The organism is Streptomyces sp. NPDC090994 (genome assembly GCF_044768905.1).
Taxonomy (GTDB): Bacteria; Actinomycetota; Actinomycetes; order Streptomycetales; family Streptomycetaceae; genus Streptomyces.
Genome location: NZ_JBIVWS010000002.1, coordinates 172393 through 189768, shown reverse-complemented (window position 1 = coordinate 189768; position 17376 = coordinate 172393). Strand labels below are relative to the sequence as shown.

General features: G+C 72.1%; 14 protein-coding genes. 7 read left to right on the top strand and 7 right to left on the bottom strand.

Annotated features, from left to right (window positions below; translation table 11 throughout):
• Nucleotides 1–17: 17 nt before the first annotated feature.
• The 3 genes from ACIQR3_RS05375 to ACIQR3_RS05365 all read left to right on the top strand — a co-directional run bounded on the left by ACIQR3_RS05375 (nt 18) and on the right by ACIQR3_RS05365 (nt 4529).
• A complete protein-coding gene (locus ACIQR3_RS05375; RefSeq protein ID WP_403534428.1) occupies nt 18–1322 on the top strand; it encodes an ATP-grasp domain-containing protein in 1305 nt (434 codons plus the stop codon).
• Between the two features lie 12 nt (nt 1323–1334).
• Nucleotides 1335–3368, top strand: a complete 2034-nt coding sequence (locus ACIQR3_RS05370) for a CocE/NonD family hydrolase (protein WP_403534425.1) — start codon at nt 1335–1337, stop codon at nt 3366–3368.
• 108 nt (nt 3369–3476) lie between these two features.
• On the top strand, nt 3477–4529 hold the full coding sequence (locus ACIQR3_RS05365) for a YncE family protein (protein WP_403534423.1): 1053 nt from the start codon (nt 3477–3479) through the stop codon (nt 4527–4529).
• 4 nt (nt 4530–4533) lie between these two features.
• Here ACIQR3_RS05365 and ACIQR3_RS05360 read toward each other — a convergent pair whose 3' ends face one another.
• From ACIQR3_RS05360 to ACIQR3_RS05345, 4 genes are all read right to left on the bottom strand, one after another.
• On the bottom strand, nt 4534–5304 hold the full coding sequence (locus tag ACIQR3_RS05360) for a GNAT family N-acetyltransferase (RefSeq protein ID WP_403535427.1): 771 nt from the start codon (nt 5302–5304) through the stop codon (nt 4534–4536).
• 177 nt (nt 5305–5481) lie between these two features.
• On the bottom strand, nt 5482–6840 hold the full coding sequence (gene dacB / locus ACIQR3_RS05355) for a D-alanyl-D-alanine carboxypeptidase/D-alanyl-D-alanine-endopeptidase (RefSeq protein ID WP_403534420.1): 1359 nt from the start codon (nt 6838–6840) through the stop codon (nt 5482–5484).
• 311 nt (nt 6841–7151) lie between these two features.
• Nucleotides 7152–7700 carry a DinB family protein gene (locus tag ACIQR3_RS05350; RefSeq protein ID WP_403534417.1) on the bottom strand — a complete coding sequence of 183 codons (549 nt, stop codon included), beginning with the start codon at nt 7698–7700 and terminating at the stop codon, nt 7152–7154.
• Nucleotides 7701–7784: 84 nt separating this feature from the next.
• Nucleotides 7785–8795 carry a helix-turn-helix transcriptional regulator gene (locus ACIQR3_RS05345; protein WP_403534413.1) on the bottom strand — a complete coding sequence of 337 codons (1011 nt, stop codon included), beginning with the start codon at nt 8793–8795 and terminating at the stop codon, nt 7785–7787.
• A 159-nt stretch (nt 8796–8954) separates the two neighbouring features.
• On the opposite strand from ACIQR3_RS05345, the gene ACIQR3_RS05340 reads away from it, so the two are divergent.
• The 4 genes from ACIQR3_RS05340 (at nt 8955) to ACIQR3_RS05325 (ending at nt 13586) form a co-directional block, all read left to right on the top strand.
• The gene (locus ACIQR3_RS05340; RefSeq protein ID WP_403534410.1) at nt 8955–9377 is read left to right on the top strand and encodes a VOC family protein; all 423 of its coding nucleotides are present in this window, start codon (nt 8955–8957) and stop codon (nt 9375–9377) included.
• A 156-nt stretch (nt 9378–9533) separates the two neighbouring features.
• The gene (locus tag ACIQR3_RS05335) at nt 9534–10565 is read left to right on the top strand and encodes an aldo/keto reductase (RefSeq protein ID WP_403534408.1); all 1032 of its coding nucleotides are present in this window, start codon (nt 9534–9536) and stop codon (nt 10563–10565) included.
• A 4-nt stretch (nt 10566–10569) separates the two neighbouring features.
• Nucleotides 10570–11703, top strand: coding sequence for a winged helix DNA-binding domain-containing protein (locus ACIQR3_RS05330; RefSeq protein ID WP_403534405.1), 1134 nt, complete (start codon nt 10570–10572; stop codon nt 11701–11703).
• A gap of 209 nt (nt 11704–11912) precedes the next feature.
• Nucleotides 11913–13586, top strand: coding sequence for an RICIN domain-containing protein (locus ACIQR3_RS05325; RefSeq protein ID WP_403534403.1), 1674 nt, complete (start codon nt 11913–11915; stop codon nt 13584–13586).
• 44 nt (nt 13587–13630) lie between these two features.
• Here ACIQR3_RS05325 and ACIQR3_RS05320 read toward each other — a convergent pair whose 3' ends face one another.
• The 3 genes from ACIQR3_RS05320 to ACIQR3_RS05310 form a co-directional block, all read right to left on the bottom strand.
• Nucleotides 13631–15448 carry a glycoside hydrolase family 2 protein gene (locus ACIQR3_RS05320; protein ID WP_403534401.1) on the bottom strand — a complete coding sequence of 606 codons (1818 nt, stop codon included), beginning with the start codon at nt 15446–15448 and terminating at the stop codon, nt 13631–13633.
• Nucleotides 15449–15512: 64 nt separating this feature from the next.
• The gene (locus ACIQR3_RS05315; protein ID WP_403534398.1) at nt 15513–16406 is read right to left on the bottom strand and encodes a carbohydrate ABC transporter permease; all 894 of its coding nucleotides are present in this window, start codon (nt 16404–16406) and stop codon (nt 15513–15515) included.
• Nucleotides 16407–16408: 2 nt separating this feature from the next.
• Complete coding sequence (locus tag ACIQR3_RS05310; protein WP_403534395.1) at nt 16409–17359, bottom strand: carbohydrate ABC transporter permease; 951 nt, start codon at nt 17357–17359, stop codon at nt 16409–16411.
• Nucleotides 17360–17376 lie beyond the last annotated feature (17 nt).

The following is a 17376-nucleotide window of genomic DNA, read 5'->3' as shown; positions in this document are numbered from 1 at the left end:
TCTGGAAGGGAGAGCCGTTGTCTGCTGAGGAAAAGAAGAACATTTTCGTGATCGGCCTGGACGAGGCCAATCTGCCGACGCTGCAAGCCGTACCGGGCGCCGGATCACTGCGCTTCCACGGCCTGTTGACCATCGAGGAACTGCAGGACGGAGAGGTGTCGCTACCGGAAGTGATCAAGAAGGCGGAGAGCGTGCTCGACGCTTTCGACGGAAGCGTCGACGCGATCGTCGGCTACTGGGATTTCCCGGTCAGCACCCTCGTGCCGATCCTGGGCGAACGCTACGGCACCCGCACCACCAGCCTCGCGTCGATCGTCAAGTGCGAGCACAAATACTGGAGCCGGGTGGAACAGCGCAAGGTCACCGACGCGCTGCCGCGCTTCGGCCGGGTCGACCTGGAGGCCGATCCGCCGCCGGTCCCGGAGGGCCTGCGCTTCCCGATGTGGCTCAAGCCGGCCCTGTCCTACTCCTCCGAACTCGCCTTCGGCGTCAAGGACGAGCAGGAGTTCCGCAAGGCCGCGGCCGAGATACGGGAGGGCATCTCCCGGGTCGGCCGCCCCTTCGAGCACGTCCTCGACCGGGTCGACCTGCCGCCCGAGATGGACGGCGTCGGCGGCCGGGTGTGCCTGGCGGAAGAGGCGCTGACGGGCATCCAGGTCGCGGTGGAGGGCTACGTCCACCAGGGCGAGGTGACCGTCTACGGCACCCTGGACTCCATCGACTACCCCGACTCGCCGTGCTTCCTGCGCCACCAGTACCCCTCGACCCTGCCGCCCCAGGTGATCGACCGGCTGCACGACGTCACCCGGCGCGTGATGACCGGCATCGGATTCGACTCGGCGACCTTCAGCGTGGAGTACTTCTACGACCCGCAGAGCCAGGAGGTCAGCCTGCTGGAGATCAACCCCCGCCACTCCCAGTCGCACGCCGAGCTGTTCGAGTACGTGGACGGGGTGCCCAACCACCACTGCATGGTCGCCCTCGCCCTCGGCACCGATCCGGCGATGCCCTACCGGCAGGGCGAGTACGCCATGGCGGCGAAGTGGTACTACCGCTGGTTCACGGACGGCGTGGTGCGCGAGGTGCCCTCGGCCGAGGAGATCGCCCGGATCGAACGCGAGATACCGGGCGTGCGCGTCCACGTCGTACCGGAGCGGGGGCAGCGGCTCTCGGACCTGTCCCAGCAGGACAGTTACAGCTACGAGGTGGCGCACGTCTTCACCGGCGGTGACGACGAGGAAGACCTGCGCCGCAAGTTCGACCAGTGCGTGGCTGCCCTCGGGCTCGTGATCGACGAGCCCGGAGCGGGACCGCGCGCGTAAGGAGGCCGCCGCATGCGCCACGTGACCCATCTGCCGTACGCGACGAAGGAAGAGGAACACGTCGTCGTCCCCCTGTCCGACGGCGTCCGCCTGTCGGCGCGGATCTGGCGCCCCACCTCCTCCGACCACGACCCCGTGCCGGCGGTCCTGGAGTACATCCCCTACCGCAAACGCGACCTGACCGCCGTCCGCGACTCCGTCCACCACCCCTACCTGGCCGGACACGGCTACGCCTGCGTCCGCGTCGACCTGCGCGGCACCGGCGAGTCGGAGGGGGTGCTGAAGGACGAGTACCTGGAGCGGGAACAGCGCGACGCGGAGGAGGTGCTGGCCTGGCTCGCCGAGCAGCCCTGGTGCGACGGCTCCCTGGGGATGATGGGCCTCTCCTGGGGCGCCTTCGCGGCCCTCCAGGTGGCGGCCCGGCAGCCGCCCGGGCTCAAGGCGATCGTCATCGCCTCCTTCACCGACGACCGGCACGCCGACGACATGCACTACATGGGCGGGGCGATGCTCTCCGACAACCTCGCCGAGGCGGGCACCATGTTCGCCTACGCCACCTGTCCGCCCGACCCGGCCGTGGTCGGCGACAGCTGGCGCGAGATGTGGCGGGAACGCCTGGAGCACACCGAGCCCTGGGTCCTGCCGTGGCTGCGCCACCAGCGCCGCGACGACTACTGGCGGCACGCCTCCGTCGGGGAGCGGCCCGAGGACGTCCGCTGCCCGGTGCTCGCCTCCAGCGGCTGGGCGGACGGTTACTCCAACGCCGTCACCCGGCTCCTGGCCCGCCTCGACGTCCCCCGCAAGGGACTGATCGGCCCCTGGTCGCACAAGTACCCCCACCTCGGTGAGCCCGGCCCCGCCATCGGCTACCTCCAGGAGGTGGTGCGCTGGTGGGACCACTGGCTCAAGGGCGCCGACAACGGCGTCATGGACGGCCCGATGCTGCACACGTGGATGCAGGACAGCGTGCCGCCGTCCACCTCCTACGAGGAACGGCCCGGCCGCTGGGTGGCGGAACCGTCCTGGCCCTCACCGAACGTCCACCCCGTCACCCACCCCCTGGTACGGCACCGGATCGCACCGCCCGGCGAGCCCGCCGCCGACGGGGACGGCGAGGTGCTCACCGTGCAGTCGCCGCTGTCCGTCGGCCAGTTCGGCGGGAAGTGGGCCTCGTACAACGCGCCCCCGGACCTGCCCTACGACCAGCGGGAGGAGGACGGCGGTTCCCTGGTCTTCGAGACCGAACCGCTCACCGAGCCGCTGGAGATCCTCGGCTCGCCGACCGTGGACCTCGACCTCTCCGTCGACCAGCCGGTCGCCATGGTGGCCGCCCGGCTCTCCGACGTCCGCCCGGACGGGGCCGCGACCCGGGTGACCTACGGCCTGCTCAACCTCACCCGGCACGAGAGCACCGAGCACCCCGAACCCCTGGAGCCCGGCCGCCGTTACCGCGCCACCGTCCACCTCAACGGGGTGGCGCAGACCTTCCCGCCCGGCCACCGCGTACGGCTCTCCCTGTCGACGTCCTACTGGCCGCTGGCCTGGCCGCCGCCGAAGCCGGCCCGCCTCGGCGTCCGGGAGCACTCCAGCACGCTCACCCTGCCCGTCCGCCCGGTGGACGCGCCCGACGGCGCACCGGCCGCCCCGTTCGGCGAACCGGAGGGCACCGAGCCCCTCGCCACCACGCAGCTCACCCCGCCCGAGGAACGCTGGGAGGTGAGGCGCGACCTGATCGACTACCACGCCGCGCTGGACATCGTGAAGGACCGCGGCACGGTCCGCTTCGAGGAGCTCGGCCTGGACGTGGGCCGCCGCGCCCACGAGCGCTACGCGGCGGTCGCCGACGACTTCACCTCCGTCAGCGGGGAGTCGACCTGGACCATGACGTTCCGCCGCGCGGACTGGGACGTCCGCGTCGTCACGCACACCCGGCTCACCTGCGACGAGCGGGACTTCCACGTGGACGCCACGCTCGACGGCTACGAGGGCGACCGCCGGGTCTTCTCGCGCACCTGGAACGAGACGGTCCGCCGCGATCTGCTGTAGGGCGCCTCCGCGCTGAAGATCCCATTGGCTTAGGCTTACCTAAGCTTTACCTCGGGAATACCTTCAGCCTGCCCTCGTCCGTGGGGCACCCGCAGAAAGACCGCACACATGCCTACCCTCCACCGACGTGTCCCCCTGACCGCCGCGGGCGCCGCGGTTCTCGCGCTGGCCGGCGCACTCGTGCCGGCCGGCGCCGAGGCCGCGGCGCCCGCCTCGTCCGTCACCTCCGCACCGCTGGTCCAGGGGCTGTACCAGTCCGCGTACTCGGAGCGCAACGACGTGCTGTGGGCGACGGCGTCGGTGGGGCAGCCCCCGGCGGCGGTCACCCGGTCGCAGCTGGTGCGGCTCGACCCGGACACCCTGGCGGTGGAGGCGGCCTACGACGCCCCGCTCGACGAGACCGACGGCACCATCGAGGCGGTCTACGGCATCGACGTCGACGACGAGCACAACACGGTGTGGGTCACCAACACCCGCAACGACAGCGTCGCCGTGTACAGCCAGCGCACCGGACGGCACCTGGCGACCGTGCCCGGCGTCGCGCACGCGCGGGAGGTCGTCGTGGACGAGGAGCGCGACCTGGTGTGGGCGAGCGCCTACGGCAGCGGCTCCGTCGTCGCCTTCGACAGCCGTACGTACCAAGAGGTCAGGCGCGTCACGGTGGAGGGGGCCGGTCCGACGGGACTGGCGCTGGACGAGCGGACCGGCACCGTCCACGCCGCCGACTTCACCCACGACCGCATCCTGAGCATCACCCCCCGGTCCGACGTCCCGCGGACCGCCCCCACCGGGGACGGCCCCCTCTCGGTCGCGCTCTCCGCCGACGGCCGTACCGCCTACACCGCCGACCAGGGCGCGGGCACGGTGTCGGTCGTCGACCTGCGCAAGGGCGCGGTCACCCGGTCCATGACGACCGGCGAGGGCGCCAAGTCCGTGGCCACCGACCCGTGTTCCGGCCGGGTCCTGGTCGTCAACCGGCTGGCCGCGACCGTCTCCGTCGTCGTCCCGCGGCCGGGCACCGTCACGGAGACCATCGCCACCGCGGCGCTCCCCAACCACGTCCACGTGCGCGACGACGGCACCGCCTACGTCCTGGACAAGTCGGCCTCCGGGCCGGGCGGCGAGGACCGCGTCACGCGCATCACCCTCGCCGCCCGCTGAGACGTCAGCCGCCGAGCGCGTAGAAGCGGATCGGTGAGTTCGGCCGGAAGCCGATGCGCGGGTACACGGGCGCACCGGCTTCCGTCGCGTGCAGCGTCGCCCGCGTCAGCCCGGTGGCCCGCGCGCCCTCGTGCAGCGCCTTCCTGGTCACGGCCTCGCCGTAACCACGGCGCTGCCACTGCGGGTCCGTGGCGACGAGTGCCACGAAGAGACGGCCGTCGGCCGGCACGGCCCCGGCGCAGGCCACCGGGACACCCTCCCGCAGGGCGAGATAGGCGTACACGTCGTTCTTCCAGAGCGCGGAGCCGGCCAGCCCGTCGCGGCCCTCGTCCAGCGGGAAGCCGTACGCGCGGGAGTTGAGGTCCGCGTAGGCCGTCAGGTGGTCGTCGGTGCTCACGCGTACGAACGTCAGGTCGGGGTGGCCGGGGTCGGGCACGGGCAGCAGGTCACCGGCCATGCCGGTGCCGGGGAAGGCGAGCCGGAGCCCCGCCCGGCCGGCCGCGTCGTCCAGGGCCGCGCGGGCCCCGTCGTCCAGGAGGTCCTCGAAGAGCCAGAGGAAACCGGGGTGCCGCTTGGACCGCATGACGTCGGCGGCCTGGGCCAGCCGCCGGGCCAGCAGGGCGGCGTCGGCCTTCACCTCGGTCAGCGTGACACAGTTCCAGAAGGCGAAGCGGCTGTCCGCCCAGCGGACGGCGATGCCCGGCAGGTCACGTACGTCTGCCCCCGGGGTGCGGTCGAGGACCATGGCCCGCCACACCGTGGCGAGCTGCTCCATCGATTCGGTCGAGTCCGCGAGATCCTTCACTGAAACTCCTCGAACGGTCGTGTGCGTGGAGAGCTGTCGCGGAGTCAACGAGCGGAAGCGGCCCCGGGTTCACGCGTCTGCGCGCCGCCGGTGGGCGACGCGCAGACGGGCCGTGCGGGGTGAGGTGTCTCCCTCAGGTACGGCGGCTCAGGCCCAGCAGCCGTTCACGGTGGCGGCGAGGCCGTCCATGGCGTCCTTGATGTCGGCCGGGGCGGCCGTGGAGTTGTTCTCGATGAACGAGAAGATCCGCCACTCGCCGTCCTCGGTCCGCGTCACACCGCTCAGCGCGATGGCCCCGGTGAGGGTGCCGGTCTTCGCCTGCACCTTGCCGACGGCGCACTCGGAGTCGGGGTCGTCGAAGCGTCCCCACTCCGGGCCGAGGCTGGCACCGGCCTCGCCGGCGACCGGCAGACCGTCCAGGATCGAGCTGAGCGCGGGGGCCTCGGTGATCGAGTCGAGGAGCTGCGCGAGGGTGGCCGCCGGGATGCGGTCGGCACGGGAGAGACCGCTGCCGTCGTACATCTCGAAGTTGTCGAGCGAGATGCCGTACGAGCTGAGCACCTGGCGGACCAGCTCGACGCCGCCCTCGAAGGTGGCGGGCTTGCCCAGCTCCACGGCGGTCATCCGCAGCAGGGTCTCGGCGATGTTGTTGTCGCTGGTCTTGAGCATCTGCTTGACGATCGACGACAGCGGCGCCGACTTGTGCTGCGCCACCGGCACGTCGGACTGCTTCGCCGTCGCCCGGCTGACCTCGCCGGTGACGGTGACGCCCTGCGCCGCGAGCTTCTCGGCGAAGACGTTGCCGGCGTCGATGGACGTGTCGTTCACCGCGGCGCCGTCGACGACGAGTGAACGGACCGGGGCCACCTCGGTGGGGTAGTAGCCCTCGTTCCAGCCGTTGGCCAGGGTCGGCTCGGCGAACAGGCTGTCGTCCACGCGGACCTTGACGTCGGTGACGCCCGCGGCCTTGAGGCCGTCGACCGCCGTCTTCGCCATCTCGGCCAGGTCGTCGCTGGTGAGGGTGCGGTCACCGCCGCCGATCAGGGTGAGGGTGCCGTCGCCGTAGACGACCTTGGTGGTGAACTCGTGGTTCGCGCCCAGCAGCGTCAGGGCGGTGGTCGCCGTGGCGAGCTTGGCGTTGGAGGCCGGCATGAGCGCGGTGGAGCCGTTGTGGTCCCACAGGGCGGTGTCCGAGTCGGCGTCGAGGACCACGCCGCTGACGTCGGAGCCCAGGCGTTCGTCGGCGACGCGCTCGGTGAGGTTCTTCACCAACTGCGCGTCGTCGGCGTCGAGGCCGTCGACCGAGACGCCCTGCACCGCCGTCGCGGAGGCGCTGTCGGCGGCGAACGCCGACGTGCCGGCCAGCGTGGCCGAGGCCACCGGCACGGCCATCGCGAGCACGAGGGCCCGGCGCGCGCCGACGCGGCTCACTCTCGCCTTGCGGTGCCGGCGGCTGCCGCCGGGGGAGAAGGTGTTCGTGGGGGTTTCTTCTGGCGTACCAGTCATAAAGGAAATCCAGAGATCGGGTACATCGTTCTGTGGGGTGGAACGGCGGGCACGTTACCAGCCGTCAGATGAACAACTGAGATGCAGAATGATTGCGTGTGAACGACTTGCAACGAATTATGACCGATTCGTGACGGCGCAGCCCGGGAGGCCCGGGAATGAGCACCTCAAGAGGGGCTGCGACCCTTCCTTTTGACGAAAAGTAAATCGCGGAGGCGCTTTCCGGACGCCCTTGCGAAGGCTCTCTCCGGGTGCTGTCGGGCACGTTCTCCTGCCCTTTGGTGCAAGGGGTCGTGGCGGTGCCGGCCGTGTCACATCCCGACGGCGCCGTCGAGGCGTTCGCGCAGCAGATCGGCGTGACCGTTGTGCCGGGCGTACTCCGCGATCATCTGCACCATGATCGTGCGCAGCGACACCGGCTCCCCGGTACGCGCACGGATGCCCGTCTCGTCCAGCGTCGCCGCGGCGGCGGCGATCCGCCGCGACCGTTCGCACTCCGCGCGCCAGACGGCGAATGCCTCCTCGGGGTCGCCGTCGAGCCGGTCGAAGTCCTGGTTCGGGTCGTCGTCGGAGTAATGCAGCATCGGGATGTCCTCCCCGGCGAACTGCATGCGGAACCACCACCGTTCGGCACCGGCCAGGTGCCGCACCAAGCCGTGCAGGGACATCCCGGACGGCCGCACCGACCGTGTGGACAACTGCTCGGCGGACAGGCCGGAGCACTTCTGCTCGAACGTCGCCCGGTGCCAGTCCAGGAACACGCGGAGCGTCTCGCGCTCGGTGCCGACGGAGGGCAGCGCGGGGCGGGCGTCGTCGGCCCAACGGGGTGCGTAGTGCTGGGGTACGGGCGTGTCGCTCATGGTCCGCCTTCCGGTCCGGGGCCCCGGGGCGGCCGGGGTCCTGCGGAGTCTGGCACGCACCACTGACATCGCCCCGCCGCACGCTCACTCCGCCGGCGACGCGCCCGGCTCCTCGCCGGCCGCGACGGCACAGCGGCGGGCCAGCAGCGCGAACGCCTCCCGCAGCTCGGCGGGCCGGACGTCGTGGAGGCCGGCGTCGAACCGGCCCATCGCCGAGGCCAGGCCCATCCACGACCAGGAGCCGAGCACCACCCGGCAGCGGCCGGGGCCCAGCGCCTCCACCATTCCGTCCTGTACGTAGGGAGCGACGGAGGCTGCGGGCACGTCCAGGACCGCCTCGCCCCGGCAGGGCCAGGCGGCCGGACCGTCGGAGCCGCGGAACCGTCCGGCGACGAAGGCGGCCACATCACCGCCCGGCACCTCGCGCGGGGTGAAGCGGGGGCCGGTCGGCGTGCGCGGAAGGACGCGGTCCACGCGGAAGGTGCGCCAGTCCTCGCGGTCCAGGTCCCAGGCGAGGAGGTACCAGCGGCCCCGCCAGGCGATCAGGTGGTGGGGCTGCACCCGGCGCCGTGCCGCGCCGGTGGCCTCCGGGCCCGGGGCGGGGGAGGAGGCGGTGGTGTAGTCGAAGCGCAGTTCCGCACGGGCGTGGATCGCACCGCTGATCTCCATCAGCACCCCGCTGTCCGCCTGCACCGGCTCGGCCTCGGGCGGAGCGACCACGGTCACCTGGAGCGCGGCGATCCGGTGCCGCAGCCGGGCCGGCAGCACCTGCCGGAGGGTGGTGAGGGCGCGGGCGGCGGCCTCCGCGACACCCGCGCCGGTCAGGGTGGCCGTCTGGAGCGCCACCGCGAGGGCGACGGCCTGCTCGTCGTCGAACAGCAACGGGGGCAGCTGCGATCCGGCGTCGAGGCGGTAGCCGCCGTCGGGTCCTTTGACGGCCGTGACGGGGTAGCCGAGTTCCCGCAGCCGGTCCACGTCGCGGCGGACCGTGCGCGCGCTCACGCCGAGTCGGCCGGCCAGTTCCTCCCCGGGCCAGTCGCGGCGGGTCTGGAGCAGCGAGAGCAGCGCGAGCAGTCGAGCGGACGTCTTCGGCATGGGACACATTCTCTCCCGGGTAGCGGACACTTCCTGTCCGCTACCCCTGCGAGTGTGAGGTTACCGACGCCGGCCGGGGTCCGACAAGGACTGTCACCGACCGCCACCGACCGGCGTCCGGTCCGAAAGCGCACACGGAACCACAGGCCAGGAGCCCCCATGTCCATCAAGACCACGACCCACCTCAACTTCCGGGGCGACGCCCGCGCCGCGCTCGACTTCTACTCCTCCGTCTTCGGCGGCCAGGTCGTCGCGGTGACCTACAAGGACACCGGGAACGTCCCCGTCCAGGCCGAGGCGGACTGGGTGATGTGGGGCCAGGTGACCGCGGACAACGGCTTCCACGTCATGGCCTACGACGTGCCGTCCGCGATGCCGTACCACCCGGGCGAGAACCCCGTCTTCGTCTCGGTGCGCGGCGACGACGCCGACGAGATCACCGGCCTGTGGGAGAAGCTGTCCGCCGGCGCGACCGTCGTCCAGCCGCTGGCGCCCTCCGCCTGGGCACCGCTGTACGGCATGCTCAAGGACAGCTTCGGCGTCGTCTGGGTGCTGGACGTCGCCGCCCCGTACAACGGCTGACCTTCCCCCTTCCACCCGCGGGGTGGGGGCGGGCCGGCCGGCCCCCCCCCCCCCCCCCCCCCCCCCCCCCCCCCCCCCCGGGGGGGGGGGGCGGGCCGCCCCCCCCCCCCCCCGCCCCCTCCGCCCCTTCCGCCGCGAACCAAGGGAACCACCGCTGTGAGAATGCGTGAGCTGGGCCGCACCGGCATCCAGGTCAGCGCCTACTGCCTGGGCACGATGATGTTCGGCAAGCTGGGCAACCCCGACCACGAGGACTGCGCCCGGATGGTGCACCGGGCACTGGACGCCGGGATCAACTTCATCGACACCGCCGACGTCTACGGCTACAGCGAGACCGAGGAGATCGTCGGCAAGGCGCTGAAGGGCCGGCGCGACGACGTGGTGCTGGCCACCAAGGTCAACGGCCGGATGGGGGAGGGCCCCAACCGCGGCGGCAGCTCCCGGCGCTGGATCATCGCCGAGGTGGAACAGTCGCTGCGCCGCCTGCGGACCGACCACATCGACCTCTACCAGCTCCATCACCCCGACCCCACGACCGACATCGAGGAGCCCCTGTCGGCGCTGACCGACCTGGTGCGCGCCGGCAAGGTCCGCGCGATCGGCACCTCCAACCTGCCGCCGTCACAGATCGTCGAGGCGCAGTGGACGGCGCAGCGGCGCGCACTGCAACGGCCGCGCACCGAACAGCCCCCGTACTCCCTCCTCAACCGCGGCATCGAACGCGAGGTGCTGCCGGTCTGCCGGACGTACGGCATGGGCGTCCTGGTGTGGAGCCCGCTGGCCATGGGACTGCTGACGGGGAAGTACCGCAAGGGCGACCCGCGGCCGGACAACCAGAGGATGCGCTGGGTCCCCGGACACCTCACCGACGAGCGCAAACTCGACGCCGTGGAGCGGCTGGCCGCCGTCGCCGAGGAGGCCGGTCTGTCACTGCCCCGCCTGGCCATGGCCTTCGCCACCGCCCACCCCGACGTCAGCTCCGCCATCATCGGCCCCCGCACCGCCGGGCAGTTGGACGACCTCCTCGCGGGCGCTGCCACCACGCTCGGTGACGACGTCCTCGACCGGATCGACGAGATCGTCCCGCTCGGCACCGACGTGGGCCCCATCGACGTGTCCTACACCCCGCCGTCCCTCACCCGCCCCGCCCTGCGCAGGCGCCCGGCCGGCGAGCGGGCCGCGGCCTGAGACCATGACGACCGTCCTCGACACCCGCGCCCTGAACCGCGCCACCCTCGCCCGGCAGTTCCTGCTCGACCGGACCACCGCCCCCGCCCTCGACGTCATCACCCACCTGTGCGGCATGCAGGCCCAGGAACCGCAGGAGCCCTTCACCGGACTCTGGTCGCGGACACGGGCCTTCCGGCCCGCGCACCTGGACACACTGCTGACGCGGCGCACGGCCGTACGCACCCACCTGATGCGCCGCACCGTCCACCTCATGGCCGCCGCCGACGCCCTGGCCTGGCGCGCCCGGCACGACAGCATGCTGCGGCAGCGGGTCGTGACGACCTACCGCGCCGAACTCGCCGGCCTCGACCTGGAGGAGGTCGCGGCGGCCGGGCGGGCGGTGCTGGCCGACGGCCGGCCCCGCACCATGGCCGAACTCGTCCAGGCCCTCGACGGCCGCTGGCCCGGGCCGCCCCGCCGGGTCCTGGGCGAGCTGCTCGTCGCCGCCCTCGTCCCCATGGTCCAACTGCCCCCGCGCGGCCTGTGGCGGGCCAAGGCGGGCGTACGCAACCTGCCGCTGGCGACCTGGCTGGGACGGGAGCCCGACCCGCTCCCCGCCGACGGCTCCGACCCCGTGGGCCGGACCCTGGTCCGCCGCTACCTGGCCGCCTACGGACCCGCCGCCTCCGCCGACCTGCGCGCCTGGTGCGGCCTGACCGGACTGCCCGCCGCCGTCAAGGCCGTGCGCGACGAACTCGTCGCCTTCCGCGACGAGCGGGGACGCGAACTCCTCGACCTCCCGGACGCGCCGCGGCCCGACCCGGACACCCCCGCACCCGTCCGGTTCCTGCCGGCGTTCGACAACGCGATCCTCGGCTACCACGACCGCACCCGCGTCATCGACGACGCCCACCGCGGCCTGTCCGTCGCCGGCGAACGGGTCGTCCTGGTCGACGGCCGGGTCTCCGCCACCTGGTCCATGGACCACGGCACCCTCGTCGTCACCCCGCTCAGGACCCTCTCCCCGGCGGAGCGCGCCGACGTCACCGAGGAGGGCCGGGCGCTGGCCGCCTTCCTGACCGACGACGACACCGACACCGACACCGGCACCGGCACCGGCACCGGCGGCCGCGTACGGCTGGAGCGGCACGGCTGATCAGGGCCCGGCCGCCCAGCCGGTGGCGGCCACCGCCTCCCGCGCTGCCGGCGCCCCGGCGCCCGTCGTCCGTCGGCCCCTCGGCACACGCGCCACGGAACTTCCCCCTGTGCACGCGTATTTACATCGATGTACACGCGGCTCTAACCTGACGCGCGTTCCGCTTCCCAGCAGGTCCCGGGAAGCCCGCAGGAGAGGAGAACCCGCTGATGCTCCGCCTGTTCCACGCCCTCGGACGCCGCCGCCCCCACGCCCTGCTGCTCGCCCTCGCCGTCGCGTTGGCGAGCCTGGTGCTCGCCGCGCCCGCCGAAGCGGCCCCCGCCGCCTCCACGACGGACGCCGTCTCCACCGCGGCCACCGGCACCCCGCTGCGCGACGGCACCGGCCTGTACCCGCGCGCCGTCCGCCTCGCCCACAGCGGCGCCGCCAACGGCCGGATCCTCGCCAGTGTCGTCACCTTCGACGGAAACAACGGCATCGGCGCCATCCACGAGAGCACCGACAACGGCGCCACCTTCCGTGAGGTCGGCCGGGTCTCGGACCCCGAGTCGACGTCCGGCCAGGGGCTGTGCTGCACCACCCTCTTCGAACTGCCCCGGCAGGTCGGCGCGTTGCCCGCCGGCACCCTGCTCTGGGCCTCCTCGGCCGGACAGGACGAGACGGACCGCCGGATGGCGTTGCGCATCTGGCGGAGCAACGACGTGGGCCGCACCTGGTCCTACCTCTCCTCGTGCGCCGTCGCCACCGGCACCGGCGGCCTGTGGGAACCGGAGTTCTCCATCGCCTCGGACGGCGCGCTGGTCTGCCACTACTCCGACGAGACGGACTCCGCGCACAGCCAGAAACTCGTCGCCGTACGCAGCTACGACGGCGTCACCTGGCAGGGCCGCCACGACACCGTGGCCAGCGGTGTGCAGACCGACCGGCCGGGCATGCCGGTCGTCCGCGAGCTGCCCAACGGCACCTACTTCATGAGCTACGAGATCTGCACCCCCGGCGGCCAGTACCAGTGCGTGGTGCACTACCGCACCTCCGCCGACGGCTGGAACTGGGGGAGCGTCACCGACCTGGGCGTCCGCCCCGAGACGGTCGACGGCAAGTACTTCCGCGCCACGCCGACCATCGCCTGGGCACCGGACCCCGGCGGCGGCGCGAACGGACGGCTGCTGCTGATCGGGCAGCGACTGCTGAACAAGGACGGCAGCGTCGCCGCCGAGAGCGGCCGCACCGTCCTCGCCAACACCGAGAACGGCAGCGGCCCCTGGTACGAGATCGAGGCGCCGGTCGACGTGCCCGACCCGCAGATCAACTACTGCCAGAACTACAGCTCCCCGCTGCTGCCCTCCGCCGACGGCCGGACGGTGCTCCAGATCGCCACCGACTTCGACGGCACGGTCTGCAAGCCGTACTACGCCACCGGCTCCGTCACCGGCACCGGTGACGCCGCGGGAGTCGTCGACGGGGCGGTGTACCGGCTGGTCAACGCCAACAGCGGGCAGTGCCTCGACGTGGCCGCCGACTCCCGCACGGCAGGCGGCAACGTCCAGCAGTGGACGTGCAACGGCCTCGGCCCGCAGCAGTGGACCGTCAAGGCCCACGGCACCGGGTACTTCACGCTCACCGGCCGCAACAGCGGCTACTGCCTGGACGTGGAGAACGGCTCGGCCACCGCGGGCGCCAACGTCCGCCAGTGGTACTGCAACGCGGCCGCCGCCCAGGACTGGAAGCTGGAGAACGTAGGCCGGGGCTACTACCGCGCGGTCGTCCGCTCCAGCGGGCAGTGCCTGGACGTGGCCCAGGGCTCGCGGACGGCCGGTGCCAACGTCCAGCAGTACACCTGCAACGGGCTCCAGCCGCAGATCTGGCGGCTGGTGCGGGCATGAGAAAGGGGGGCGGGGCCGCGGCCCCGCCCCCCTTTCTCACACTCCTACGCCTGCTCCTCGATGGCCGCCGGCCGCAGCTGCGCGGCGCGCACCCGGGTGACGTCGAGCTTGGTGGAGCGGTCGAAGCGGTAGACGCCGTTCTGCTCCTGGAAGACGTCCGTCAACTGGGTGTAGCAGTAGCCGAACATGTTCGGGTCGCTCAGCAGCACCTCGGTCAGGCCGCTGAACCGGGCGTGGAACTCGTCCTCGTCCCGGACCCGTTCGCCGTAACCCCAGGACTGGGTGCGGTCCTCGCCGGACAGCTCGGCCGCCGCCTCGGGGTCCCACCAGATGCCGCCGAACTCGCTGACGAAGTACGGCTGTCCCCGGTACGGCTGCGAGTAGGCGGCGCCGTTCTCGTAGGCGTTGACGAACGGCTCGTCCTTCGCCAGCCCCGACATCTGCTGCCGGAAGGCCGCCGGGTCCTGCTCGTAGCTGTGCGAGTCGTAGATGTCGGTCTCGGCCACCCGGTGGGCGTAGCCGGAGGCGTCGATCACCGGCCGGGTGGTGTCCATCGCCTTGGTGGCCAGGAACATCGCGCGGGTGACGTCGTCGAGCTGGGTGATGCGGTCGTGCAGCTTCTGGTACGTCTCGTTGAGCGGGCACCAGCCGATGATCGACGGGTGGGAGTAGTCCCGTTCCAGGGCCTCCAGCCACTGGGCGACGTAGGAGGCGTCGGGCTTCTGGTTGTCGCCCGAGGAGCCGCCGGTCTCGCAGCCCCAGTCGCCGAACTCGCCCCAGACCAGGTAGCCGAGGCGGTCGGCGTGGTAGAGGAAGCGCTCCTCGAAGACCTTCTGGTGCAGCCGGGCGCCGTTGAAGCCCGCCTCCAGGGCCAGCTCGATGTCCCGGACCAGTGCCTCGTCGGTCGGCGCGGTCATCAGCCCGTCCGGGTACCAGCCCTGGTCGAGGACGAGGCGCTGGAAGACCGGGCGGCCGTTGAGGAGGACGGCCTTGCCGCGCAGGCCTACGGCGCGCAGACCGGCGTAACTCCCGGCGCTGTCGACGATGTCACCGGCGGCGTCGAGGAGTTCGAGCCGCAGCCCGTACAGGTGCGGGTCGCCCGGTCCCCACTCGCGGCGCCGGTCCTCGGGCACCGGCAGGTGCAGGCGCGGGGCGAGGTCGAGGTCGGCGCGGGCCTCGGCGCGGCTCACCTCGCCGTCGCCGTCGGTCAGCACGGCCCGTACGCGGTGGCCGGGGCGGTTGGCGGACAGCGGCAGTTCGAGGTGGAAGGCGCTGCCGGCGAGGTCCGGGGTGATCCGGGGGCGGCGCAGATGGACGTCGGGCACCGGCTCCAGCCACACGGTCTGCCAGATGCCGGTCACCCGCGTGTAGTTGCAGTCGTGGTTGGCGTACTGGACGGCCTGCTTGCCGCGGGCCTGCGGACCGGACTTGGGGTCCCGGGCCCGGACGGTGATCACGACCTCCTCGCCCGCTCCGGCGATGTCACCGAGGTCGGCGGTGAACGGCGTGAAGCCGCCGCGGTGCCGGGCGGCCTCCTCGCCGTTCACCCACACGGTGGTGTCGTGGTCGACCGCGCCGAAGTGCAGCAGCACCCGGCGTCCCGCCCACTGAGCGGGCAGGGTCAGGGCCCGCCGGTACCAGACGGCGTGCAGGAAGTCGGTGTCACCGATGCCCGACAGCTCGGACTCGGGCGGGAAGGGCACGAGGATCTCGCCGCGCAGTTCCCGGCCGAGCAGACCGCGTTCCAGGCCGCTGTCCCCCCGGTCGGTCTCGAACTGCCAGGCGCCGTTCAGATTGAGCCAGTCGCGGCGCGTGAACTGCGGTCGCGGGTACTCCGGGCGCGGTACGGAGTGAGTGGGCACACATGCTCCAGTGGATCGATCGGGCAGAGCGGAGGGAAAGGGTCAGGAACCGGTCAGGAACCGGTCAGGAACCGCCGAGGCCGGTGGTGGCCACGGAGTCGACGATGCGGCGCTGGAAGAACAGGAACACCACGATCAGCGGCAGCGCGGCCAGCAGCGCGGACGCCATCCCCGGCACGTACTGGACGCCGTGCGAGTCGCGCACCGTGGCCAGTCCGACCGGCAGGGTCATCAGGTCCGAGTCGTTGGTCACGATGAACGGCCACAGGAAGTTGTTCCACGCCCCGATGAAGACGAAGATCGACACGGCCGCCACGATCGGCCGCGACAGCGGCAGCACGACCGACCGGAACACCCGGAACTCCGAGGCGCCGTCGATCCGGGCCGCCTCCTCCAGCTCCCGGGGGATGCCGTCGAAGAACCGCTTGAGGATGAACACCATCATGGGCGCGACCACCTGCGGCAGGATCACCGCCGCGTAGGTGTCGACCAGGTCGAACAGCAGCATCTGCTGGAACAGCGGGACGATGAGCAGCTGCGGCGGGACCATGATGGCGGCCACGGTCACGGCGAGCAGCGCCCGGCGCCCGTGGAACGTGCCCCGCGAGAAGCCGTACGCCGCGAGTGTGGAGACGGCCACGGTGACGAGGGTGACCAGGCCGGCGATCAGGAAGCTGTTGAACGCCCAGACGGGCACGTCCCCGCGCTCCAGGATCCGCCGGTAGGCGTCCAGCGTGAAGGCGCCCTTGACCGGGGAGAGCCCGGGCTGGGAGACGTCCTGTTCGCTCTGCACGGACGTGGCGATCGCCCACCCGAACGGCAGCAGCCAGACCGCCGCCAGGACGACGAGCGCCGTCCCGGCCAGCACACGGGGCAGCCGGCCGTGGCCGAGGAGCAGCGGAGAGCCGGCCGCCTCCCGGGGACGCCGGGGGCGCGGGGGCGTTGCGGTAGCGGACACGGTCAGTCCTCCTGGCGGAAGAGGCGGAGCTGCACGAGCGAGACGACGACGATCAGCGCGAAGAAGAGGTACGAGACCGCCGAGGCGTAACCGAGCCGGTAACCGGTGAAGCCGACGTCGTACACGTACTCCAGGACGGGGCGGGTCGAGCCGTTGGGGCCGCCCTTGGTCATGATGTAGATCTGGTCGAACACCTTGAGCGAGGCGAGGACCTGGAGCATGGCCACCAGCGCGGTGGTCCGGCGCAGTTGCGGCAGGGTGATGGACCACAGCCGGCGCCACGCGCCCGCGCCGTCCAGTGCCGCGGCCTCGTCGAAGGTCGTCGGCAGGGACTGGAGAGCGGACAGGTAGAGCAGGAAGTTGAAGCCGACCGTCCACCACACGGTCAGGGCGGCGATCGACCACATGGCGACCGACTCGTCGGACAGCCAGCCGACGGGCTTCATGCCGAGGGTGTCCAGGAGCTGGTTGGCGAAGCCCAGATCCGGCTGGTACAGCCAGGTCCAGATCAGGGTCACCACCGTCACCGGCAGCAGATAGGGGGCGAAGAACGCCAGCCGCCAGGCCCACTGCCCGGCGATCCCGCTGTGCACCAGCAGGGCCATCGCCAGCGCGATCAGCACCAGCGGCACGCTGGAGATCACGGTGAAGAAGACGGTGTTGCCGAGGCTGCTCCACACGTCCGGGTCGCCGAACGCCTCGGCGTAGTTGTCGAAGCCGACGAAGGACGTGTCGCGCAGCGTCAGCGAGGAGTCGGTGAAGCTCATCCACAGGCCCTGTACCAGGGGCCAGACGAGAAAGAGCGCGAACAGCAGCAGGAACGGCAGGACGAAGACCAGGCCGGAGCCGGGAGAGCCGAGGCCGCGGCGCCGGCCGGTGCGGCGGGGGCCGTCCGCGCGGGCCGGGTCCGAGCCGGTGCGCAGGTCGCCGCCGGGGGGTGCGGTGGTGGTCACGTGGGTCACTCCTTCTG